The following is a 22,587-nucleotide window of genomic DNA, read 5'->3' on the forward strand; positions in this document are numbered from 1 at the left end:
GCAGAATCCGAACCACATTCCCCCAGCTCAGCAAAAGATCGAAACGGGTTGCGGCGGCACGTAGACGCATGGACTGACACGGCCCGTCATCGTGACACTGCAGGGTCTCGGACTCGCCGGAGACCCTGCATGATCCTGGATCATTTATTGGTAGGAGACGAAGCCAATTTCAGGCGGCTAAGGTCCTCAACGTAGACGAGATCCTTGCCGTCAGGCGATGGACTGGGATGGCACGCAAGGCCATTGCGTGTTCGACGGTAAGCCGCTTGAGCTGGGGTTGTCGGGGTGACTGGCCTCTGTGGAGGAGGCATAAGGCGGGGTAGCCCAGTCATGTCTTCCCTCATCGATGCGCTTGCCGGCATCGGGCCCGCCGGGCGGGTCACGACAACGGCGACCGATCGGCGACTTTGAATCGGCAACTGATCGACGAGCGTCTGTCTGTTTTTCGACAGCCGCAGTCCAACTGTGTCCAACCTAGTCCAGGATGGCCGCATGACCAGCCGTAGAGGACCGAAACTCGATATTGACCGGGACAATCCCCGGTATTCCACACGACCCGGGAAGAGGGATGTTCGATGAGACCAAGAACAATCGGTGGTCGGCGCCTAACGTACCCCATTCTGGCCCTGGCCTTGGCCCTGCCGCTGCTGACCGTCAGCCAACCGGCGCAGGCGGCTCCGCAGGCCGACGGTGACAGCATCCGTCAGGTGAGCACGGCCGTCAGCGCCGAGGCGTGGGCGGCCGGCAGGCAGCGGTACGGCGCGCAGGTGACTGCCGACGCGGCGATCGAGGCGTACTGGACGCCCGAGCGGATGCGCAATGCCAGGCCCGTCGAGGAGTCTCCCTCGTACAAGGCCGCGGCACGGCGTTTCGCCCAGAGTGGAGGGACCTCGTCTGCCGCGCCGACCAGCCGGTCCAGGCCGGTGGATGTGCCTCCGGTGGCGGGCCTGATGGGTACCCCGGGCATGTCCACGCAGGCCATCAACCCGAACCTCGGCTCCAACCACCCGACCGCGCGGTCGAACGGCAAGGTTTTCTTCAACATGGACGGCGGATCGTGGGTCTGCTCCGGCGCGGTCATCAACTCGGTCGGCTTCAACACCGTGTGGACGGCTGGCCACTGCATCCACGGCGGCCCCGGCAGCAGTCTCGCCACCAACTGGTCGTTCGTCCCGGCGTACGACGATGACCTGGCCAACCCCCGGCCGCACGGCACCTGGACGGCCCGCGAGCTGTGGACCTGGAGCAGTTGGATCGACAACTCCAACTGGGAGGCCGACATGGCCGTGGCCATCATGAACACCCGGAACGGCGTCCGCATCGTGAACCAGTTCGGGGGCCACGGCTTCCGTACGCACCAGGGCTTCACGGTCGGCATCAACAACTTCGGCTACCCGAGCGGCGCGCCGTTCGACGGCGGCAACCTGTTGAGGTGCAGCGGCAACTCGACCCAGTCCGGGGCGCGGATCCGCATCAACTGCGACCTGACCGCAGGCGCCAGCGGCGGCCCGTGGTTGATCAACTGGGACGGGAACTGGGGCTACCTCAACGGGGTCAACAGCACGCTCAACTCGTACGCGGCACCGACCTTGTGGTGGTCACCCTATTTCGACGACACCGCGTCGGACTTGTACAACTTCACCGCCCCTCGCTGACCGATGTCCGGCGACAGATATCTCGTCCCGGTAGTGCGCCCTTGACCTGAGCGGGCCTTCTCCAATGGCAACAGATCCAGCACTGGTCGCCATTGGAGCCGGCCCGCGGCGTGACGGAGAAGCTACTCGCAGAGCGAGGCGCGGTCGTTCTCTGTGGCGGAGTATCGGTGTGATGCGGGGCCGGTGCGCGGGATCCGTCGTTGGCAGCCCGTTCGTGGTGACGTTCGCGACGGTGCTCGTGGTCACCCTGTGGGTGGGGTTGATCGTCCTGCACTCCCGTCGGCTCAGGCCACCTGCGGGCACTGTCCGGCATGCGGCGATGATGCGAGCCCTGCGACGGGACGTGGTCGCACCGGTCACACGGCCCGCGCGCGGCGGCTAGGCCTGGGGCCAGACACGGACCCGGAAACGTTCGACGCCGGTGGGCAGCTCGTCGGCGAACCACGCGGGTTTCCCGTACAGCGCGCGGATTTCGCGTCTGCCGGTGGCGTGCACGTCGACGGTGTAGGTTCCCGGCGCTCCGATGGTCAGGAGCGGGGTCAGCATCTTCTCGTCGAAGATGCTGATACCCAGCGTGCCACTGGTGGAGTGAAGTTCAGCGTGTCCGTGGGCTTCCCATTCGCCGGTGTCTGTGGGTGCGGGACCGTCCCAGGCCTCGAGGGTGACGTGTGGGCGGTGGCCGGTGCTGATTTCGCTGAACAGCTGGATCTGTTCGATGCCGGCCCAGCAGAGCACGGCGGCGTTGGTGTCGGGGTGGCCGAAGGAGTCGAACTCGCCGCCGATGATGGTCATCATGCAGTGGTCGGGGGTGGGGGTGGCGTCGATGCTGCCCAGCAAGGTCGCCATCCGGACCTCCCGAAGGGTGTCGCAGGATTCGGTGTGGGCCTGCCACGTGGACGACGGGCTGGCCCACACCGAACGCTAGCGGACGGCCGGAGGTCGGTGGTGGATCTGCACCGCTCCGGCGGTTACGGGTACGGGTTCGAAACGGCGACCTGGTACAGGCCCACGCTCACGCCGAACGACGACGATGACCTCCCCGGCTGGGATCTCACCATCGATCCCGGAACTCCGCCGACTGCTGCACGGCGCTGACACCGCCCGCCCCACACCACCACGGATATCCGTCGGTGATGGCCTGGCCCGTTCCCGCTCAGATCAGGTCGATGCGTTCCTGGGCGATCGGATAGCCCGCCCTCGCGAAGGTGGCGACCATGGGGAAGTTGGTCTGGTCCGTGCCGGCCACTATGTGCTCCGCTCCCTCGTCAAGGAGCATGTGCGTGGCTTCGACGAGTAGATCGTAGGCGTATCCGTGGCCGCGGTGCTCGGGCACCACACCGATGTAACCGATGACCGGATCGCCGTAGTTGCGGCTGGGGACGCTCAGGCCAACCAGGTTCCCAGCAGGGTCGTAGGCCAGGCGCCACCAGTCGCGAGGGCTCGGCTTCCAGTGCAGGTAGTCCAGTGCTTCCTGGCAGGCCGCGTCCAGCCCGGACCTGGCTATGGTGCGGCGTGCGTGGGCGTCGAGACTGCCCTGATGCACCCGGCGGAAGACGTCAAGGATCGCCGCGTCATCGGGCTCGGGCCGAAACTCCAGGCGAGCCGGACGTCGGGGAACGCCGCAGTCGGGCGTCCATCGGTATCGGTAGCGTTCGACCAGCAGTGACAGGCCGGCGGCGGTGGCCGCGTCGATGCGGGACCGGGCTTGCCGCCGGACCGCGGGATCCTCGCGCCAACCGGTGGGCAGCATCAGGGAGTACTCGGCGCGCAACGGTGCCGTGCGCAGTAACCGCACTGCGGCGTCCACGTCGGTGAAGTCGAACCAGTCCAGGGCCAGCGGTTCGTCGTCGTTAGGGCCGGCCCACCAGGCGGCACGAGCGACCACCACGCCGTCGCGCAGGGCCACCCACGTCCACTCCGGACGGTACTGGCCGGCTGCGGCCATGTCGGCGTAGGTGTCGCCGAAGGCGGCGAACCCAACCAGGCCAGGATCGGGCAGGGACTCGAAGAGATCCTCCTCGCCCACAGCGAGGGGGCGGATGACCAGGTCGGTCATGGGGTTCCTTCCGGGTAGCGAGGCGCTCCCCTTCAGACCCTCGACGCCCTCGTGGTCGGGTGGGAGCACGTGACAGTCGTGACCACGGTTCCCACCTCCTCCCATGCCAGCAAGGGCGCCGAAGAAAGCTAGCACGACCAACCAGCCCGCCTCATCGCCGCCGCCCTTCAGCCCGCACAGAACGCCGTACATCGGTCGTAGTCACCTTTCGCGCGCATAGACGGATGCAGGGTGTGACATGGGGAGCCATCATCGGGCTGCAATACGGGTAGCTTTCCCAGTGGCGACACCAGTCGCCAGTGTTCGTTACGCACGATCTGTCGGACCGGAGAGCCATCGTGGCGGTAGGAGACGACGCCGTGCACGGCAGCGGTGCTGCTGAGCCCGTTCGAGTCCGTGGTCTGGTCGTTCCCGACCTGCTGCTCAACCTCTTGAGAAGTGGCAGGTGGCGTCACCCCGGCGAGGGGTTTTCGCGGAGACGATGCCATGGTTCACCGACCCGCTCGACGTCCTCGGCGGCATCCAGGCAATGGAGTGGGAGTCCCAGGCCCTTGACCACCTCGTCGATGACGAACCATCAGCCGACCTGTTCCGACTCGCGCGAAGCTCCATCGCAGCAGGCCCCGTCGAGTTGCCCTGGCTGGACGTCGACCATGCCTTCCTGATCGCCGTGGCCAAGTATGCCGGCGATGACACGGCGCTTGCTCTCGACTACCGGACAGGCGCTCTCGATCCCCGCGTCGTCGCAAGTGACGTCTGGACCGACCCTCAAGGCTGCACCTGGCGAGTCGTTGCTCCGACCTTCTCCTTCATTGCCGCCACGATCGGTGTCGAAGAGACCCTGCGGTGAAGGTCCTCCGGCGCCAGCGCACCCGGTCCGCGGCTAGATCCGGTCGTCCGGCGGGCGGCTCTGTTCTGCTGCTTCGCTTTCTCGAAGACGGAGGTGCTGAGCGGTCTGGCGCATGATGCGGTAGTTGCTGTGGAGGACGTCGATCGAGGTGGACAGGATGGCGGACGAAGCGGTCGCGGACATTCCGTATCGCTACGGTTCTGTGCCATGCCCGACGCGATCTTTGCCCACCCGCGCCTCGCGCCTGTCTACGATGCGTTCGATGGCGACCGCGCGGACCTCGACGCATATCTTCGCATCGTCGACGAGTTCGACGCCCGACACGTGCTCGACATCGGATGCGGTACCGGATCCCTGGCCATCCTGCTGGCAAGAAGCGGACGACATGTGACCGGCGTTGATCCCGCCGTTGCCTCCCTCGACGTGGCGGTATCCAAACCCGGCGCCGCATCGGTCACCTGGCTCCACGGGGATGCCACGACGCTCCCCGCGCTGTCAGCTGACATCGCGCTGATGACCGGCAACGTGGCTCAAGTCTTCCTTGACGACGATGACTGGAGCGCGACACTCCAGGGCATCCATGGCGCGCTACGCGACGGCGGCCACCTCGTGTTCGAGACGAGACGCCCGCAGCGCCGCGCCTGGGAGGAATGGGTCGTCGACACTGACCCCGTCACCCGAAACCTTCCTGGCATCGGTGAGGTCCAACGGCGCATGGAAGTCACCAGGGTGGCGCTGCCATACGTCTCCTTCCGGTACACGTACACCTTCGCCTCTGACGGCTTCTCAGTGGAATCGGACTCCACCCTCAGGTTCCGCAGTCGAACAGACGTTGAGGAGACCCTGGTGACCAGCGGTTTCACCACCATCGACGTCCGCGAGGCCCCAGACCGCCCTGGGCGGGAGTACGTGTTCGTGGCGCAACGAACGCACTGACCACACCAACACTGAACGATGGACGCACCCTTCTCAGGCGTGTCCTCGCGCCTGCCCATGAGCAGCGGCTGCGCTCCGTGACGCCCGGTCTGCGGAGCCAGATCCGGATGTGGGCAACGGCGGCGGGTCGACCAGTAGGATCCCGAAAATGTCCGATCTCGCAGCGCGATTCGCCCAGCTCGCTAGCGAGTACGACTCCCGGAAGAAAGCGGCGACCGCGCTCGTCGGGCGCTGGGACTGGTACACATGGCCGGGTCTTGATCTTCGTCCGTTGCACTTCGAACGGGACCTGCTCAAGGCTGGTCGCCGGTTGGACGTCAGACCGCCGGCGGATCGGGATGTCCTGCGTATCGGGTTCGACGCCGGGGGTCGTACGGTGGTGATCGAGGAGTACAGCGGCTCTCTTCACGGCCGCCTGTACTACGAGACGTTCGTCTGTCACGACGGCGACGTGGTCGAGGCGACCCGCTTCGATACGGACGGGCCTATCTACCTGCACGAGTACCGTTTCGTGGACGGGTTGATGCGCTCGGCCGACACGGTCGCGCGGGGCGGCTCGGGACGGGAGGCGTACGCCTACACCGATGGGCAGATCCGCCGCGTCGAGGTCGAGCACGACGGTCGGGCGCCTTCGGTGCTGACGGCGGAGCACGACGACCGCGGCCTGGTCCGCGTCGTCGAGGTCATGGGCCGCCGGTCCGAGGTGCGCTATGAGCGGCCGCCAGCCGGGTTCGACCTCGAAGCGGCGTGCCGGAGCATCGAGGACGCACTCCTCAGGTTGATCCCGGACGCCGTGACGCGTTTGGCGGTCGACGGTCCCGCTGCCTGCGTCGCGCTGAGCTACGGCCGATCGGACCCGCTGTCCTTCGAGGTCCACGGGGCCACTGAGGACGAGCGCGCCGCCTTGGCGGCGATCGACGCCCAGGCAGCATGGTCGCCGGCCGACTTCGAGGCCAGGACCGACGTCGACCTCGACGACGCAGGATCGGTAAGGCTGGTACGACAGGAACTCGCCCTGCTCGACGCCGACGACCTCGATGCCGCCGCCGGATCCGAGGCAGGCCGCCGACTGTTGTGCGCGGTAACGGCTCAGCTCAACCACCGCGACTGGTCGGACACGCTGCCAGTCGCCGACGACTTCGTGGTGTATCCGGTCGACCTGGAGCTGGTCGACCTGGAGCGGAACCTGGCCGACTGCCTACCACCGGACCGGCTCGCCCGGCTACGCGAACGCGGTCTGCTGTGACTGCCCCCCAACCAGACCCGACCCTCGCGCCCACACGTCAGCTACGACCAGGGAAGCGACGGTAGCGCAGCACGGCACCGTCGTATCCAGCTTGTCGAAACTCTCGCCGCTGTCCTCAATCAGATCGTAGAACCACTCCATATCGATCTCCGCGAGGCAGCTCGAGCAGGTGATCCGCGTGGTGTTCCCACCGGCGTCGATCAGAGACCTCTGACGAAGCGGGTCTTGGACGCGCGTCGGTTGGCCCGTGCTGTGGATCAGGACTGGGACGCCACGGTGAGCTTTGCGATGTCTGGGGCATAGACGGTCATCCAGTGCGGATGCAGCCGGTAGTAGACCACGTCGTTGTCCCAGTCGAAGGCGTCGTCGCCGTAGAAGTCCTTCATGTACGCGAGTACGTCCGGCCAGTCCGTCGCCTGGTCGCCGTTTCGGGGGTTGAGGATCTCCACCTTGCCGTGCGTGAAGACGCCGAGGTCCTCACCGCGCATATGTGCGGCGCTGACGGCGGGCCGCGCCGCGAGGTGGCGCGCCTTGGCGGCGTCGGGCGCCGTGCCGAAGTACCACTTGCCTCGCAGGAAGTGCCCGTCCACCCCGCTGATCCGCGGCTCACCCTTCGCCGTCACGCTGGACAGAGCGAGGGTGCACATGCCGGTGAGGACCTGGGTGAGCTGCTCCGCGTTCAGTGTGCGCGCAGTGTTGATGATCGAACGGAGGTGGGAGGTGGAGCCGGCGAGGGAGGCGTCAAGGAGAGCTTGGAGCCTTTCGAGATCTTCTGGGGTTTCGCGCATGGAGGTCCTTGTCTCCGTATCTATCCGTGCCGTGGTGGCGCCTATCACCGGCACCGACCGATGAATCCATGCTCCACCCAAAACCTGACACCTTGCGTCATATTTCTTCAACTGGCTTGCGGACGCCAGCGGGCCGCACGGCAGCCGGCGTGAGAGGCCGACGACGCGACGCGACGGACAAGCCCTTTGAACTGCGTCGGGACGGCCGGATTCGAACCGACGACCCCTTGACCCCCAGTAGTCCAGTGGCCCAGCGGCATACTCACGCACGTTTGTCCAGGTCGCATGAAGCATAAACCAGCCGAGTAAAGGAGTGCTCTCTGTCACCAATCGGCTTCCCTACCGCTACCCGTACGAGCGGCCCGTGACCGCTCGTACGGCGTCTTCCACGGCCCGTACCGTGCCGGCACGTCCCGCCACGGCACCGCCGGTACGCACCCGGAACGCGATCCCGTTGATCACCTGCCGGTGATCCCGCCACCGCCCGCCACGCTGCGGTGTCATCGCCGGCAGCAACGGCGCGATCCGCGCGTACTCGACCTCGCTCAGCTCGAACCGCCCACTCACCACAGACGTTGATAGTCGATCCACACCCAAAATCCAGGAGGCTCCGGCACGCCCGGCGGAGAGCAATTGGATAGAACTGAGCCCTCAGACCGTCCTGCGGCATCCGTGCTAGGTGCCTGCCTGGTCGAGCACTTCAATAACACGCGCGCTGATCTTGCCGAGGGCGGCGGTATCAGCTGCGCCCAGGCTATCGAAGAGGACGTCTCGAATTTCTGCGCGTTGCGCGCGTAGCACGCGCGCCACGAGCAGCCGACCTTGAGGGGTCAGGGTGGCCTCGTAGGCACGTCGTCCCGTTGGTACCCGACCGCGGGTGACCAGACCCTGGCGTTCCAGGACGTTCAGCGTGTGGCTGACGCGGCTGGGCGAGAAGCGCAGCATGCCGGCGAGCGCTTTCAGGCCCAGCGTTTGGTTCTCCGTGGCGCTGAGCAGGACCAGCAACTTGAAGTGCCCGTGGGAGATGTTCCCGTCGCGCTGGGATTGTCGTTCCAACGCGGCCTCGAGGAGGTGGGCCGCCAGCACGAAGGCGTGCCATACTGCGGCCCGGTCGAGGTCGTCGTCACGTCGCACCGTCACGGTGCCCATTTTGCGGTCGACGCACCGGCATGTCGACCTGCCGGGCTTACACCATGGGGTTGCCGTTGGCGGAGGCTTCGGGGGCGACGATGTCTTGGACGACGTCCCAGTGTTCCACGATGCGCCCGTTCTCCAGCCGGAAGATGTCGACGATGGCCACAGGGTTCGGGGCCCAGCCATGCACGATGCTGTGGGTAAAGACCAGATCGCCCTGCGCGGCAACCCGCTGCGGCTCCCACGAAAAGCCTTCCAGCCCCGGGACGACGTTGCGCAAGGTGTCGAGGCCGTTGGGCATCTGCGGGCTGTGCTGGACGTAGGGTTCCGCCCAGTAGCGGTCGATCGCGGTCAGATCCTTCTCCGCGAACAACTCCCGCATCGCGGTGAGCACGATGTCGGTGTTCCGCTTTGCCTGATCGTCCTGGGCGGTGGGGTGCTGGGTCATGTTCAGGCCTCCTTGATCGTTCCGACGAAGTTGTAGAGCTTGCCGTCGACGGTCACGTTGGAATAGACCGTCCCGTTCTCGAAGTCCTCAAGGTGCGTGACGGTGGCCCCGCTCGCCTCGGTCCAGGAGTTCAAGTAGAGGCCCTCACGGATCTCTCGCAGGTCCAGAACCACTGTCTCCGCGTGACCGTCGGGGGCGAGCCCCGCGCCCTGAACTACGACGAAGCTGCCCTGGGTCGGCGAATCAAAGGTGAACCGCACCTTCAGATCGCCCAGGTCGAAGCGGTAGCTACGGCCTATCAATTGCCTCGTCAAGAACATGTCCTTCCGTTGACGGGCGGTGCGCCTCACCGCTGAGTTGAAGTCTCAACTCACGGGCTCCTTTTCGCAAACTTCTGGGATGTAGGTCACTCAGGCGCTTCGACCCAGGCCAGCGCCCTGGATCCAGCCCGACGGTGGCGACGCCGGGCGCGGGGCAGGCCGCGTACGCGTGGGCCAACTCCAGCGGGCTCGTGGCGGAGACACCCAGGGTAAAGGCGCTCCATATGTCCAGCGAGCGACAAGAACCCGAGGCAGAATCAGAGCTTTTCGGGTGATGCCATCCGGTAGACGAATTGGCCGAGCCCCGACTGGGCGATCGCGATAAGAGCGCCGGCAAGCCGCTCCTGGGTCGAGGCGACGCTCAGATCGCCCATGCGGACCGCTTCGTACCCGGCGTCGAGACTGAGCTGCTCGACGAGGCGTTGGGCCTCGTCGTCACCGGACCACAGGTTGCTCGGCCGTGCACGGGCATCGGTGATCTGCTCGAAGAGAGAGGCGAAGTTGGTGTTGAACGCTTTCGCCGTCGGCCCGCCCGTCACAGACTTGACATACTCGGCATTCGAGGAGAACCCGGCTGGAGACCGGGCACCGCCATAAAGGTTCGTGGCGTCGAGCACGGTTTTGCCTTCGAGTCCGACGACGGATGACAGTGCCGCCTGTACGGCGGTTCCCGGGACGGCGAGCAGCACCGCTTCCGAGGCGCCGACGTTGCCTCCTTCACGCCCGATCCGCCTCACCTGATGCCCGGCACGTTCCCAGAGGCCGGCGAGCCCACCACCTATGTTGCCCCGTCCGATCACGGTGATGTTCATTTGCTCTCCTTGCCAGGCTGATGGGCGTTGGAACGTCTTCGGCTCTTGCTCTTCCGGGGCGCCTACGGTTGGGGTGCTGGGTCAGCCCTGCGGTCGCTGGCCGCAGGGGCCCGCGTGGTCGCCGTACGGCTGAAGGCGGCTCTGCCCGCAACCGCACAGGACGGCCCTGGTCTCGGCGCGCGGGCCTTCCGGCGTGTCCACGCTGAACTCGCCGTGCACGACCAACTGTCTGGTGAAGCTGCGCGTGATCTGCGTGGGCCTGTCCGGGGTCTCCGCCTCGCTGTCCACCAGTTCGTACTGCAGGGCCCCCGACGGGCAGCGCCGCACCACTTCGGCCAGGCGCCCGGCCTCGGCACCGTCGGGCCGGATCCATGGGCGCCGGCCCGGGTCGAAGACCTCCGGCAAGCCGCGGACGCACTCGGCGGCGTGCAAGCAGCGCCTGGCCTCGAAGGTCACGGTGACCGACCGACCCTCGTACGTCTTCTTCTCGGCTCCGCTGCTCATATCAGCCTCCATCGCTGCCATGCCCGGCCGTTCAGTCGCTGACCCTGCTGCGCGACTGGTACACCAAGTCCTGGTACTCGGGGTGCCGGGCGATCCACCCCGCGATGAACGGGCAGGTGGCCAGGACCAGCAGGTTCGCGGCGCGCGCCTCGTCGAGGCCGGTGCGGGCCAGGGCCGCCCCGACTCCCCTGCCCTCGTACTCCGGCCAGACCTCCGTGTGTACGAACGCGACGAGTTCCGCGGTGCGTATGTACTGGGCGATTCCCGCGATTTTCGACTCGCCCTCGACCCGCGCCTCGTACCGCTTGGCTGCGGGCGCATCGCTCACAGTCACTGCCACTATTCCTCCATGAACCTTCCGCGTGGACCGCACTCCATCGACACCACCGAACGCAAGAGAAAGCCGACAAGACACGCTTCCGTCGGGCAACATCCAGCTGCAGCCTGGGTCGGCGAATCAAAGGTGAATCGCACCTTCAGATCGCCGAGGTCAAGCGGTAGCTACGCCTACCAACCTCCTGGTCATGGCGTGTCTTCAGATCGTCTATCGCAAACTCGACCCTTGAGTTGAAGTCTCAACTCGAATCGGGGGCTGTGCAAGAATTCGAGACGCGGAACACAATGAGGTGCACATGGAGCCGCTCGTGTCGAACGGTGGATCCGCTGCGAATGTCGCTCGACCTGCTTGACACCCCGCCGGAACAGGCGCCACAAGGATGCCGCCACCCGCGCTAGGTGATACACGTAACTCGATGGACGAACTGCCAACACGGATATCGCCACCGGCATGACCAGTGACACCACGTCACCTTAGACGTCCGTTGAGCGTCTCCGTCTCCAGCCAGCACTTATCGATCCAGATCGGCAGGAAGCCAAGGCGCGTCTGGTCCTTGACGCTGCATGAAAGGTGCAGGCCGGTATCGTCGGCGGCGGCACGTCCTGAGGTGACCGCGCGGCAGCTGGTGTGCGTTACGCCGCCGCGGTGACGGTGTCCACCGTGGTACACCCACTGGCCGGGCTCAGGCTGAGCGCGATGACCGCGTCGAGCCGGTCCCGGACCTCGATGAGTCGGGTGATCTGCTCGTCGATGCGGTCGCGCTCGCCGTCCAGCACGGCTCGGGACTGCGGTGTGGTGACCTTCGCGTCGACGCAGGGCAGGAGGTCCAGGATCGTCTTGCTGGACAGGCCTGCGCCGTACAGCATCTGGATCAGGTGCACCCGGTCGACCGCCATGTCGCCATAGTGACGCTGACCGCCGTTGCTGCGCGTGCTGGTCAGTAGTCCTTGTTCCTCGTAGTAGCGCAGCGCTCGCACCGACACCCCGGTCCTGGTGGCGAGTTCACCGATCCGCACGACTTCTCCCCCTCAACTGGTGACGCCAGACACAACACTTGCCTCTAACGTCAGCGTCAGGTTTTAGCGTAGCCCACGCAACGGAACACCTTGAGCCTGTGGAGGCATCCCATGCGTATTTCTGGTTCGGTCGCGCTCGTCACCGGCGCCAACCGTGGACTCGGCAAGCACTTCACCCAACAGTTGCTGGAGCGTGGCGCGACCAGGGTGTATGCCACTGCCCGTAACCCGGAACTGATCGACATCGCTGGCGTTGAGAAGCTGCGCCTGGACATCACCGACCCACAGTCGGTCGCGGACGCGGCGGCCGCCGCCCCCGACGTCACCCTGCTGATCAACAACGCCGGGCTCGCCACCGGGGCAAACCTGGTCAGCGGCAACCTGAGCAAGATCCGGTTGGAAATGGACACCCACTTCTACGGGACCCTCGGCATGGTTCGGGCGTTCGCGCCGGTGCTCGCCAGCAACGGCGGCGGGGGGATTCTCAACGCCCTGTCCGCTCTGTCATGGTTCTCCTACGACGGGGCCAACGCCTACAGCGCGGCGAAGGCAGCCGCGTGGAGCCTGACCAACGGCATCCGCATCGAACTCGCCAAGCAGGGCACCCTCGTGACCGGGCTGCACCTGGGCGCTGCCGACACCGACATGGCGGCCGGCTACGACGGCGACAAGATGGCCCCCGCCGACGTGGTCCGTGCCGCACTCGATGGCATCGAGGCCGACAAGCTCGAGGTCATTGCCGACGAATGGAGCGCCTACGTCAAGGCATCCCTCGCCGGGGACCCGAGCGCGTTCTACACCGCCGCCTCGGCGAGCTGACGAAGCAGGTCGACGGGGCCCCGGGCACGGCGGCCAGGTCTGCGCGGCCGGTGGGGACGCGCAGGCCCGCCGAACGCGCGGCGCCCCGAACCACCCCCGCGAGCCGCTACCCTCGGGAATCGGCATCTCAGTGGCCACCCACAGCTTGGCGTCATCAACCTGCGACGGGTACAGCCTTCACGCTCGGTCACGCGGACTCCGAGCATGCTCAGGCTGCGCCAGCCAGGCATCACCGCCCAGTTTCCGGTGAACCTTTCGGGTGGCGTCGGGCGAAGTCCCAGACGATGGCGCTGGCGTCCGGGCCGGCGCGATCGGTGAAGAGGCCGTCGCCGGCAGGGCCCGGCCAGACGTGCCCCATGCCGTGGACGAGGTACGACTCGACGACAGACGTGCCGTCCGGCGTGGTGACGGTGGTGTGCGCATACGCGTGCCTGCCCGGTTCGGCGGGCACCGCCGTCGTCTCTGCGACCAGGTCCAAACTCTCGTTGAGCAGACCATCGTCGACGAGGTCGCTCACCGCGGTCCAGTGCTCGACGAGGCGAGTGGCGACGATCGGTGGGACGACGTCATCCTCCTCGCCCTGGATGACGAGCAGCGGCACCTGCCGCGCCCGGTCGCCCATCTGGGACCACGCCTGACGTGCGGTGTAGTCCGGCGGGGTGGCGCCGGGGTCGTCAGCGTCCACCTGGTTCAGCCCGTACTCGCCTCCAGCGACCGACGTCGCGGTCGCGAAGACGTCGGGGTAGGTCGCCGCGAGGATGACGGCGGTCCCTGCACCGGACGACGCGCCGGCGACGTGCACGTGGTCCGGGTCCGCGTTGTACTCCTCGACCACCTGCCGGGCCACGCCTGCGAGCAGCGCGGGTTCTCCGTCGTAGCGGTGCTGTTCCCGCGGGTCACCCGAGTTCCAGCAGTTGATCGCGCTGCGGAACATGCGCTGCGTCGGATAGACAACGATGAAGCCCTCGCGGTCGGCCAGATCGTTGAACTGCGTCGTGAACTTCATCGAGTTCCACCCGTACCCGGACATCCCGCACCCGTGGATCGCCATGATCACCGGCAACCGGGTCGCGCCGTCGTGCTGTGGCGGCAGGTGAACCTGGTAGCGCTGGGAGCCGACGTCGCTCTCGTACGTGTGATTGCGATCTCCCTCCCCCATCCACCATGGCAGGCCAAACTGGAAGACCGCAGCACCGACACCGATCGCGGCCACGAGCAGCAGCCCGACGCCGGAGGCGATCCAGAGCCATCGCCGCCGACGTGGCCGGTCGGACCGCGGCTGATCGGACTCAAGCGCCCGGTTCGGTGCGGTCATTGAGTGCTCCTTTCACCAGTCGGCGCTCACCTGGTGGTAGTGGCCACGCTGGTGGTGCTGGCGGCAACGATCGCCGCTGCGGTGCGAGTCACCGCGGTGGCGACCGCCTCGGGTCCCAACGGCTGCACCCGCTGGGTCTTCTCGGCGATGGTGACGTAGGCCGACTGCAGCAGCGGTTCGGGTAACGGATTCTCGCCCGCCGGGGTGACCCGTGATCCGTTCAACGCCCCGGAGTCGTCGGTTCGGATCCGATTGAGCAGGCGGCGCTGTCGCAGTCTCAGAATGGTCGCCAGCGCGTCAGATCGGCGTGGCGAAGGTGCCGTCGGTGGCGAGCTCGAGCAGCAGACGACGAGCGGTCGCGATGCTCGCCACGTCCTCGTCCCGGAACAGGGCGGCGACGACGACACCCTCGGCGGCCCGGCGCACGATCTGGATACGCTCAGGGCTCAACCCATCGACGGCGAACTGCTCGCTCCACCACGCACTGTGTTCTTCCGTGACCGCCGCGACGCCAGGGATCGCGTGCAGACCACTCCAGATCGCCGCTGACGTGAAGTCTCGCGCAGCTCCGGCATCCGAACTTCCCGCGCAGAGTGCGCGAACGTAGGCACGGAGCATCTTGCCGGGGTAGTTCTCCGACAGGTCGAGGTGGCTGAGGACCGTCTGCCTGAAACGGTCCTGAACGTCTTGCACCACGGCGACCACAAGTTGGTCCCGACTGCCGAAGTGGTGAATTAAGCCGCTCTTCGACACGCCGGCGACCGAGGCAACCTGATCCAGCGTGACAGCGGCACCTTTCGCCAGAATCACCTGAGTGGCCGCATCGAGCACGGCCCGCCGCGTGCGCTCAGTGTTCCGCGTCCGTCGCCCCTCAGCCACACCAGACCACCCGCCGCACATCGACGCCATTACTGACCGAGCGTTCTATAGTAAGGCACAAGCGTACGGCCACTGGTGGCGGGGACCCCCCGGATCAGGACACGAGTTCGCGTTCGTGTTCTGCGGCGAGATCCGTGTTCGCAGCCGCGCCTCGGAGCGTGACAAGGGCCCAGATCGCCGCGAGGACCATGATCCCGATGCCGGCTATGCCGGTGACGATGATCGCGTCGGTGAAGGCGGACTCGGCGACCTCGAGGATGGCGGCCCCGTCATGGCCACCGACCTCGCTCGCTACCAGCAGGGCCTCTGCCATCGTCGAAGACGCCCGCTCGGCAAGCGAACTGGGCAGATCAAGCGCAGTGGTTCCGGCCGTGACCACCCTGGTGTACCAGGCGACGAGTATCCCGCCCAGTACGGCTGTTCCCAATGTCGTGCCGATCTCGTACGCGGTCTCCGAGGTCGCGGCGGCCTGTCCTGCACGTTCGGGCTTGACGGAGCTCATGATGATGTCGTTGCTCAGAGCAAGTCCCATGCCCGCGCCCAGCGAGACCAACGCGAGAGACGCGGCGATCAGGGCAGGGCTCGATGTCGGCGACAGGAAGTTGGTCAGCCCGAAGCCGACAGCCGCGATCAGGAGTCCGACGGTGATGACGTAGGCGGGGAGGAGGCGCTTGACCACCACTGCCGCGACGAATGCGGCGGTAGCGGCGAAGATCGCCTGGGGTATGAGCCAGATGGACGCCTGGAGCGGGTTGAGGCTGAGGACAAGCTGTAGGTACTGGATGAGTGCTACCAGCGCGCCGACCATCGCGAAGATCGACAGTAGATCCGCGATGACGGCGCCGCGGAAGTATCGCACCTTGAACAGCCTGACATCCAGGAGCGGCGTGGAGAGCTTGAGTTGCCTGCGGACGAACAGGGTGATCGCGGTCACGCCGACGACGAGAGCAGCGATTCCGAGAGCAATGTCCTTGCCGCCGGTGAGGGTCTTGATGGCGTAGACCACGCCGATCATGCCCACGAAAGAGAGCACGACACTGAAGATGTCGATCTTGTGCAGCTCGGGGTTGCGACTCTCTGGCAGCAGGAGCGGACCAAGGATGAGCAGAAGCAGCATGACGGGGATGTTCATCAAGAACGCGGCCTGCCAACTGAACGTCTCAATGACCCAGCCGCCGACAATCGGTCCGACCGCTGCGCCGACCGAAGCCATCGCTGCCCACGCGGCCATCGCGTAGCGGCGCTGCTGCCGGTCGAGGAACATGTTGCGCACCAGCGACAGCGTCGAGGGCATCATGATCGCACCGCCCACGCCCAGGAGAGCACGAGCACCGATCAGCATCCACGGCGATGCGGCCAGCGCGCCGGCCACGGATGCGGCCGCAAAAACGACCGCGCCGATGAGCAGGTTGCGTCGCCGGCCGAAGCGATCACCCACGGTGCTCATGGCCACGAGCAGGCCAGCGAGCACGAGTGAGTAGACGTCGATCATCCACAACTGCTCGACACCTGTGGGGCTCAACTCAGCGGAGATCGCGGGCAGGCCCAGGATCAGGACAGTCCCATCGATTGTGATCAGCAGCAAGGGCAGGACCAGCACGGCAAGACCGATCCAGCTCCTGGCGGTGGCCTTGGGGGCGGCGTCATTCATGAAGGTTCCTGATCAGAGGTCGGGTGCAGTGTCGCCCACAGCCTACAGTCCAGATGGTCGGTTCGACAAATCAGTAGTGCCTCTGTGCAGCCTGATCATTCGGCTAGCTAGGGGTGGTTGTCTGACGCGATCCACCGGCCCGGCCAACGGCGCCAGCACCGCCAAAAGCGCCCTGGAAGCTGTCTACGACTACGGCGTCTGCCGGGGCACCAGCGCCAGTGCTACAACGACTGGGGCAACCGCACGGACCCGAACCAGGCGGGCCGGGTATTGATCTACACCCGTACCGTCGGCCCCCGACACGCCCACTCGGCACCGCGCTTCCCGCCGGGCTCAACCCGGAACTCGGCGCCAACAACGTCGCCCAGGCCAACCTCGTCAACTGGCTGCGCGACGTCGGCATCGCAGCCGACTGGACCGGGGACGTCAGCCAGCTCAACTCCGCCGGTCGACTGCGCCCGTACCACACCGTCATCTTCCTCAGCACCACCCGGGACACCCTCGACGACAACGCGCAGACCGCCCTGATGCAGTACATCCGGGGCGGCGGCGGCTTCGTCGGCATCCACAACGGCTTCGGCACCGAGTACCACTGGAAGTGGTACGAGGGCCTGCTCGGCGGGACGAACTCCTTCCGCTACCGCTCGTCAGACCAGCCCGAGCCGGCGATTGCGGAGAGCGCGGCCAGGGTGAAGGCACCGGACGCGGTGGCAAGGATCAGCACCTCGTGCACAGGTGAACCTGCCCATCGATTCTTTTGGGCTGAAGCTGCGACTACAAGATGCGGGCCTCTGTGGTGGAGCGGTAGCCGTCGGCAACACAGGATCCAGCCATGGTCGCCGATCATCGCGATGCGGCGGTGCCCCAGCTGATGGCACACGGCCGGATCGTGAACTCGGCACCCCCCGGGCGGCCGGCACCGGTAGGCCGAGGTCTGGTCGGCTTGGCGACGGCACCCCCACCATGGCCGGCGGCCCGCAGCACCGGACTCAGCCGACCGGCAGCGTCGACTCACGCATCACGACGCGGCTGGGGAATTCCTCCGAGGTGGGCACGGCTCCGTCGATGGCCGTGAAGAGCCGCTGGCCGGCCACCGCGCCGAGGTGCTTGAGATTCATGTCGATGCTGGTCAGGCGAGGGCGGGAGTGCGCGGCGATCGCCTCCCAGTTGTCGAAGCCGATCACGGACATCGTCTGCGGCACGTCACGCCCGAGGTCGCGGAGCGTCTCGAGGACGCCGCGGGCGATCTGGTCGCTGCCGCAGAAGATGGCGTCGACCTCGGGATGCTGCTCGACGACCATCCGCGCCGCCGCTCGTCCCCACGACTCGTCCCACGATCCGAAGTACGGCCGGTCACCGACCAGGCTTAGGCCAGCGATCGCGAGTGCCGCCGCCGCGCCCTCGGCGCGGTCGCGTGCGGCCTGGAACCCTGCCTCACCGGTGATGTGGGCGATGTTGCGCCGACCGCACGCCAGCAGATGCTCGATGGCGAGCCGCCCGCCACCCACGTTGTCGACGGTGATCGAGACGTCGGCCGGATCCGCGGAGGGGGCGTAGACGTACACCACCGGGACCGGGATGTTGCCCGCCAGTGGTGGGCGGGGATCGGTGCGGGAGCCCACGACGATCAGGCCGTCCACCCGCCGGGACAGCAGCGCCTGTACGTGGTGCTTCTCCCGGATCGCGTCGCCACGCGCGTCGCACAGGAAGACCGAGACCTGCCCCGCACCGAACGCGTCCTCCACGCCCATCAGGATGGGGATCGAGAAGCGACCCTCCAGGTCACTGGTCAGCAGGCCGACGGTCCCGGTCCGGCCACTGAGCAGTCCGCGGGCGAGGGCGTTCGGCGCGAAGGACAACAGTTCCGCGGCCTCCAACACGCGCACCCTGGTGGTCGCCCGTACCTCGCCGCGCCCGTTGATTGCCTTGGACGCGGTGGCCACCGACACCCCGGCGAGCTTGGCGACATCGGTGAGCGTGGGCGTGCGGTTGAGGGGGACCTCGGGCTCACTGGTCATACGCTGCTCCCTTCCAGCGACCGGCACAGGTAGTGGTGCGCCGCGACAGGCCGCCTCCGGAGTGCCGTGACCGCTCCTAGCGGAGGTCAAACCATAAAGCTTTTCGAGAACGTTTCAGCGCCGTTGCCGGCATGGGGGAACCATCTCCTAGTCGGCTTCATGGGCTGAACATTACACGGAGGCGGGCCGCCGACCGATGGCAGGAACACCCCACCGAAAACCGGTCCCCGAAACCTTTGTCGAAAGTCTCGGCCCACAGCTGCGCCCGGCGCGCCGGTGGCGAGCGCCCCGACGGGACACTCGCCACCGCGCCGCTCGACCAGCCAAACACCGCCGCCGCCCGACGCAGCCCAGCCGGACAGCGACCCATACCTCAGCCGGCCTCGATCCCGTCGTACTCTGCTTCGATCCGCGCGGTCACCTGCTGCCCCTCGACGACTCCGGTGACCTTGACGGTGGCAGTACCCGCCGGCACCGACGCACCACGGGTGTTGAACGCCTGATAGGCGGCCTTACCCGAAGGGAGACCGGTCACCGTCCGGGTGCCGTACGCCGTGATCAGCTCGATGGTGAGCGGCACCTCGTCGGCGTTGCGGGCACTGACGGAGACGTAGGCGTTGGTACCGGTGAGCTGCGTCCGGGCCTGAACCTCGACGTTCCAGGCCGGAGCCGGATCCAATTCCCGGTTCGCCCGGCCGGCGTGCGAGACGACCGACTCCCGCTGCGCCGCGCTGAAGATCCCCACGTCGACGAACTCGCCGGCGATCCGGGTGACCGTCGAGACGAACTCGCCGTGGTTGGCGAACGGCGCCTCGTCCCAGACCAGGTCGAGGAAGGTGGGACCGTCGATGCCGGGCGACTCGATACCCGCCACGGGCACGTCGTAGTTGGGCAGGCCGTCATCGCGCTTGCGGTTCGGCACGCCGGTGTCGATCGACCCGAACACGACCGTCGGCTCCACCCGTCGGAAGTACGACGAGGCGGCCTGCGTGTCGCCGATGTAGTACGGCCGCAGGTTGAAACCCTGCGCGGCGAAGAGTCGGTCGCCCGACGCCGTGGTGCTCGCCTGGGTGATCGCCGAGCGGGTGTAGTCACCGTCCCGCTTCAGGTGGCGGTACAGCGTCAACTCGCGATAGCTGCCCCCGCCGGGGTTGCCCAGGATCTGCATCAGGATCGGCCCCCAGAAGATGGACTGGGTGTCGGGACGGTCCAGGGCCCGCTCGATCCGGATGCTGAACGGCATCCGGATCTCGATCGTGTCGCCCGGTCGCCAGGTCCGGCTCAGGGTCAGGTAGCTGCCGGGGCTCGCGGCGACCGGCTGGGGTTCGCCGTTGAGCGTGACGAAGAAGCCCTTCCGCACCCAGCCGGGCACCCGCAGCTTGATGTCGAGCGGGCCGCTGCCGTCCACGGTCAACCTGGTGCGATCCTCGCGCGGGTAGTCGGTCTGCTGGGTGACGGTGAAGCCCTTGTCGGCCCAGGTCACCGTCGACGAGGCGTACAGGTTGACCCACAGCGTTCCGCCGTCGGCCGACCTGAAGTAGATGGTCTCCTGGTACTTGGTGTGGTTCTCGATACCGGTCCCGCCGCAGCAGGTGCCGGTGTTGCCGTAGCTGCGGCTGGCGCCCGGGGTCAGCGGCTGGAAGTAGGTGACCTGAGGGTTGCTGACGTTCGTGGTGTCGGCCCGGGAACCGGCGATCTGGTTGAGCAGGCCGCGCTCGTAGTAGTCCAGGTAGGCCGGATCGTGGTCGTGCAGGAACAGGTTGCGCGCCAGCTTGATCAGGTTGTACGTGGTGCAGGTCTCCGCGCCGCCCTGGGCGATCGAGTTTGCGATGTTGCCCCGGTTCTGGAACAGCTCGGTGTTGTTGTTGGAACCCGGATAGTTGCCGCTCGTGCCGCCGTTGGCGTACATCCGGTGGGGCACCACCATGCCGAAGAAGTTCCGGGCCGCCTGGAGGTACTCGGCGTCCCCGCTGTGCTCGTAGACGCGCAGGTAGCCGACGAACTGCGGCACGTGCGAGTTGGCGTGCAGCCGGTCGGGACGGCGCCGGCCCGGGTTGGTCTGCGGCGTCGTGACGAGAATGTCGCGGTTGTCGACACAGGCGTCGAAGAGCGACTCGCGGTTGTCGAAGAGCCGGGCGGTGTCGAGATGCTTCACTTCACCGGTGAGCGCGTAGATCTCGGGAAACACCTCGTTGGCGCCCCCGGTCTCGCCGGCGATGTAGAGGTCCCACATGTAGTTGAGGTTGTCCCGGGTGATCGGACCCGGGTACGCGGGATGGTACTTGTCCCCGACGGTCAACGCGAGGTGCGCCCAACCGGCCATCTTGACCACCACGTCGAGGGCCAGCTGGTTGTCCGTGTGGTAGTACGCGTCGAGCAGACCACGCATGATCTTGTGCTGGGTGTACCACGGCGCCCAGGTGTTGGTGGCCGCGTTGCTGCCGTACACCGCCCAGCGCGGCGGACCGAGTCGCAGCACGGCGTCCTCCGGAATCGCGCCCAGATATCCGGGGTGGGTCGGGATCCACAGCGTGGTCCCGCCGTCCTGGCTCGCCACGATGCCGCCGTCCCGGCCGTTGGGCGAGGAGTCCAGGATCGTGGATCCGCCCTCCTCCTCGAACCGGTACCAGGCGATCGACCCGCCGCCGGTGCTGCCGGCGGGTGAATCCAGCAGTGACCGCAGCTCCGGTTCGCTGAGGGCCCGATCGAAGACGTGGAACTCGTCGACGGTCGCGTCCAGGTACGGGTCGCCGTACTGAGATCGGCCGATCCACCGGTTGCCGGGGTTGCCGAGGTGGGCGGGGCTGAGCGTCATGTTCGGGTTCCGGCCGGCCTGCTGACCGTTCACGTACAGCGTGCCGGTGTTCTGGGTGAGCGTCACCGCCAGGTGCACCCACTGGTTGGTCGGCAGCGCCGTGTTGCCGTCGATGCGCTGCTCCCCGCCGCTGCCGCTGATGGTGATGGCGAATCTCGGCACGTTGCCGGTGACGCCGGCCCGCGCGGTCAGGAACATGTTGATCGTGCTGTTCTGGCCGAAATCGAACACTCGGCTCCAGCTCTGGGCGGAGGCGAGGTTCACCCAGGTGGCGATGGTGAAGTCGGTGAGCTGACTGATCGCCTCCTGCGGAAGGGTCACGTACTGGGCCCGGCTGGCGCCGTTGAGACGCAGGCCGGTGCCGAAGCGGGCGGACACCCGGCCGATCTGCGGCTCATCCGGTTCCGCACCACCCGGGTCACCGTCGCTCATCCGGGCGGTGATCGCGGCCTGGCAGGCCGCCAACTCGTTGACCATCCAGTCGAGCTTGCTCTTGAAGATCGGCTCCGCGTGGTCGGCGTAGCTCTGCGCCAGGGCGGTCATGAAGTGACCGGCCCAGTGGCCGCTGAGCAGCCCGCCGTCCTCCCAACCGCCGGGGACGGAGACGCCGGGCGGATTCGGCCGGCCGGCCTGGTCGTTGAAGAGGACGAGGAAGCGCCGCTCGTCGAACTGTCGAAGGTAGGCCTTCATACGGTCACGCTTCTCCTGGAGCAGACCGTCGCCCAGCGTCACGTCGCGCAGGGGGAAGGGCCGGACCGGGGCGGTACCGCCGGGGCCCGGGTCGTTCGGGATCGCGGTCAGTCCGGTCGCGCCGGGCGTGGGCCCGGTGATCGTCGCCGCCTGGGCGGCGGTCGCCGGGAGCGTGCCCGCGGCGGCTGCCGCGGCGACGCCGAAGGCGGATGCTCGCAGAACGTGACGTCGGGTCACGGGAAGCTTGTCGGGTTCGGCCACGTGGGATCGTCCTTCCTGAGAGAGGGTGCCGGCAGGG

Annotated in this window: 22 protein-coding genes and 1 pseudogene; 6 read left to right on the plus strand and 17 right to left on the minus strand. The window is 67.0% G+C overall.

The window, feature by feature from the left end; all coding sequences use genetic code 11:
- The first annotated feature begins 575 nt into the window (after window positions 1-575).
- On the plus strand, window positions 576-1,655 hold the full coding sequence (locus CLT74_RS10410; protein WP_143697128.1) for a hypothetical protein: 1,080 nt from the start codon (window positions 576-578) through the stop codon (window positions 1,653-1,655).
- A 378-nt stretch (window positions 1,656-2,033) separates the two neighbouring features.
- Here the strand turns inward: CLT74_RS10410 and CLT74_RS10420 are convergent, their stop codons facing one another.
- The gene (locus CLT74_RS10420; RefSeq protein ID WP_143697129.1) at window positions 2,034-2,501 is read right to left on the minus strand and encodes a hypothetical protein; all 468 of its coding nucleotides are present in this window, start codon (window positions 2,499-2,501) and stop codon (window positions 2,034-2,036) included.
- A gap of 307 nt (window positions 2,502-2,808) precedes the next feature.
- Window positions 2,809-3,711, minus strand: a complete 903-nt coding sequence (locus CLT74_RS10425; protein WP_099846364.1) for a GNAT family N-acetyltransferase — start codon at window positions 3,709-3,711, stop codon at window positions 2,809-2,811.
- 481 nt (window positions 3,712-4,192) lie between these two features.
- Here CLT74_RS10425 and CLT74_RS31255 point away from each other — a divergent pair, with 481 nt between their 5' ends.
- From CLT74_RS31255 to CLT74_RS10440, 3 genes are all read left to right on the plus strand, one after another.
- Window positions 4,193-4,561: a hypothetical protein gene (locus CLT74_RS31255; RefSeq protein WP_486582223.1), complete on the plus strand. Its 369-nt coding sequence runs from the start codon at window positions 4,193-4,195 to the stop codon at window positions 4,559-4,561.
- Window positions 4,562-4,768: 207 nt separating this feature from the next.
- Window positions 4,769-5,497: a class I SAM-dependent methyltransferase gene (locus CLT74_RS10435; protein WP_099846365.1), complete on the plus strand. Its 729-nt coding sequence runs from the start codon at window positions 4,769-4,771 to the stop codon at window positions 5,495-5,497.
- 148 nt (window positions 5,498-5,645) lie between these two features.
- Window positions 5,646-6,743: a hypothetical protein gene (locus tag CLT74_RS10440; protein WP_099846366.1), complete on the plus strand. Its 1,098-nt coding sequence runs from the start codon at window positions 5,646-5,648 to the stop codon at window positions 6,741-6,743.
- A gap of 257 nt (window positions 6,744-7,000) precedes the next feature.
- On the opposite strand, the gene CLT74_RS10445 is transcribed toward CLT74_RS10440, so the two are convergent.
- From CLT74_RS10445 to CLT74_RS10485, 9 genes and pseudogenes are all read right to left on the minus strand, one after another.
- Window positions 7,001-7,531: a pyridoxamine 5'-phosphate oxidase family protein gene (locus tag CLT74_RS10445; protein ID WP_099851703.1), complete on the minus strand. Its 531-nt coding sequence runs from the start codon at window positions 7,529-7,531 to the stop codon at window positions 7,001-7,003.
- A gap of 362 nt (window positions 7,532-7,893) precedes the next feature.
- A pseudogene (locus CLT74_RS31260) lies at window positions 7,894-8,035 on the minus strand (transposase); the annotation flags it as partial.
- Window positions 8,036-8,206: 171 nt separating this feature from the next.
- Window positions 8,207-8,671, minus strand: a complete 465-nt coding sequence (locus CLT74_RS10455; protein WP_158240236.1) for a MarR family transcriptional regulator — start codon at window positions 8,669-8,671, stop codon at window positions 8,207-8,209.
- Window positions 8,672-8,717: 46 nt separating this feature from the next.
- Complete coding sequence (locus CLT74_RS10460; RefSeq protein WP_199172158.1) at window positions 8,718-9,113, minus strand: nuclear transport factor 2 family protein; 396 nt, start codon at window positions 9,111-9,113, stop codon at window positions 8,718-8,720.
- 2 nt (window positions 9,114-9,115) lie between these two features.
- Window positions 9,116-9,427, minus strand: coding sequence for a MoaF-related domain-containing protein (locus CLT74_RS10465; RefSeq protein ID WP_199172159.1), 312 nt, complete (start codon window positions 9,425-9,427; stop codon window positions 9,116-9,118).
- A gap of 263 nt (window positions 9,428-9,690) precedes the next feature.
- Window positions 9,691-10,245, minus strand: coding sequence for a dinucleotide-binding protein (locus tag CLT74_RS10470; protein WP_099846370.1), 555 nt, complete (start codon window positions 10,243-10,245; stop codon window positions 9,691-9,693).
- An 81-nt stretch (window positions 10,246-10,326) separates the two neighbouring features.
- Entirely contained in the window at window positions 10,327-10,749 is a 423-nt protein-coding gene (locus CLT74_RS10475; protein ID WP_099851707.1) for a (4Fe-4S)-binding protein, read from the minus strand.
- A gap of 31 nt (window positions 10,750-10,780) precedes the next feature.
- The gene (locus CLT74_RS10480) at window positions 10,781-11,089 is read right to left on the minus strand and encodes a GNAT family N-acetyltransferase (RefSeq protein ID WP_099846371.1); all 309 of its coding nucleotides are present in this window, start codon (window positions 11,087-11,089) and stop codon (window positions 10,781-10,783) included.
- Window positions 11,090-11,718: 629 nt separating this feature from the next.
- On the minus strand, window positions 11,719-12,102 hold the full coding sequence (locus CLT74_RS10485; RefSeq protein ID WP_099846372.1) for a MerR family transcriptional regulator: 384 nt from the start codon (window positions 12,100-12,102) through the stop codon (window positions 11,719-11,721).
- Between the two features lie 111 nt (window positions 12,103-12,213).
- Here CLT74_RS10485 and CLT74_RS10490 point away from each other — a divergent pair, with 111 nt between their 5' ends.
- Window positions 12,214-12,921: an SDR family oxidoreductase gene (locus CLT74_RS10490; RefSeq protein WP_099846373.1), complete on the plus strand. Its 708-nt coding sequence runs from the start codon at window positions 12,214-12,216 to the stop codon at window positions 12,919-12,921.
- 229 nt (window positions 12,922-13,150) lie between these two features.
- On the opposite strand, the gene CLT74_RS10495 is transcribed toward CLT74_RS10490, so the two are convergent.
- From CLT74_RS10495 to CLT74_RS10510, 4 genes are all read right to left on the minus strand, one after another.
- A complete protein-coding gene (locus CLT74_RS10495) occupies window positions 13,151-14,236 on the minus strand; it encodes an extracellular catalytic domain type 1 short-chain-length polyhydroxyalkanoate depolymerase (protein WP_099846374.1) in 1,086 nt (361 codons plus the stop codon).
- Between the two features lie 26 nt (window positions 14,237-14,262).
- Window positions 14,263-14,460: a hypothetical protein gene (locus CLT74_RS10500; RefSeq protein WP_099846375.1), complete on the minus strand. Its 198-nt coding sequence runs from the start codon at window positions 14,458-14,460 to the stop codon at window positions 14,263-14,265.
- Between the two features lie 73 nt (window positions 14,461-14,533).
- Entirely contained in the window at window positions 14,534-15,067 is a 534-nt protein-coding gene (locus CLT74_RS10505) for a TetR/AcrR family transcriptional regulator (protein ID WP_158240237.1), read from the minus strand.
- A 142-nt stretch (window positions 15,068-15,209) separates the two neighbouring features.
- Entirely contained in the window at window positions 15,210-16,766 is a 1,557-nt protein-coding gene (locus CLT74_RS10510) for an MFS transporter (RefSeq protein ID WP_099846377.1), read from the minus strand.
- Window positions 16,767-16,984: 218 nt separating this feature from the next.
- On the opposite strand from CLT74_RS10510, the gene CLT74_RS10515 reads away from it, so the two are divergent.
- Window positions 16,985-17,638, plus strand: a complete 654-nt coding sequence (locus tag CLT74_RS10515) for a ThuA domain-containing protein (RefSeq protein ID WP_099846378.1) — start codon at window positions 16,985-16,987, stop codon at window positions 17,636-17,638.
- Window positions 17,639-17,755: 117 nt separating this feature from the next.
- Here the strand turns inward: CLT74_RS10515 and CLT74_RS10520 are convergent, their stop codons facing one another.
- Together CLT74_RS10520 and CLT74_RS10525 are read right to left on the minus strand one after the other, a co-directional pair.
- Window positions 17,756-18,784, minus strand: coding sequence for a LacI family DNA-binding transcriptional regulator (locus CLT74_RS10520; protein WP_099846379.1), 1,029 nt, complete (start codon window positions 18,782-18,784; stop codon window positions 17,756-17,758).
- Between the two features lie 373 nt (window positions 18,785-19,157).
- On the minus strand, window positions 19,158-22,550 hold the full coding sequence (locus CLT74_RS10525; RefSeq protein WP_099846380.1) for a beta-L-arabinofuranosidase domain-containing protein: 3,393 nt from the start codon (window positions 22,548-22,550) through the stop codon (window positions 19,158-19,160).
- Window positions 22,551-22,587: the final 37 nt, after the last annotated feature.

Source organism: Verrucosispora sp. CNZ293, assembly GCF_002754655.1.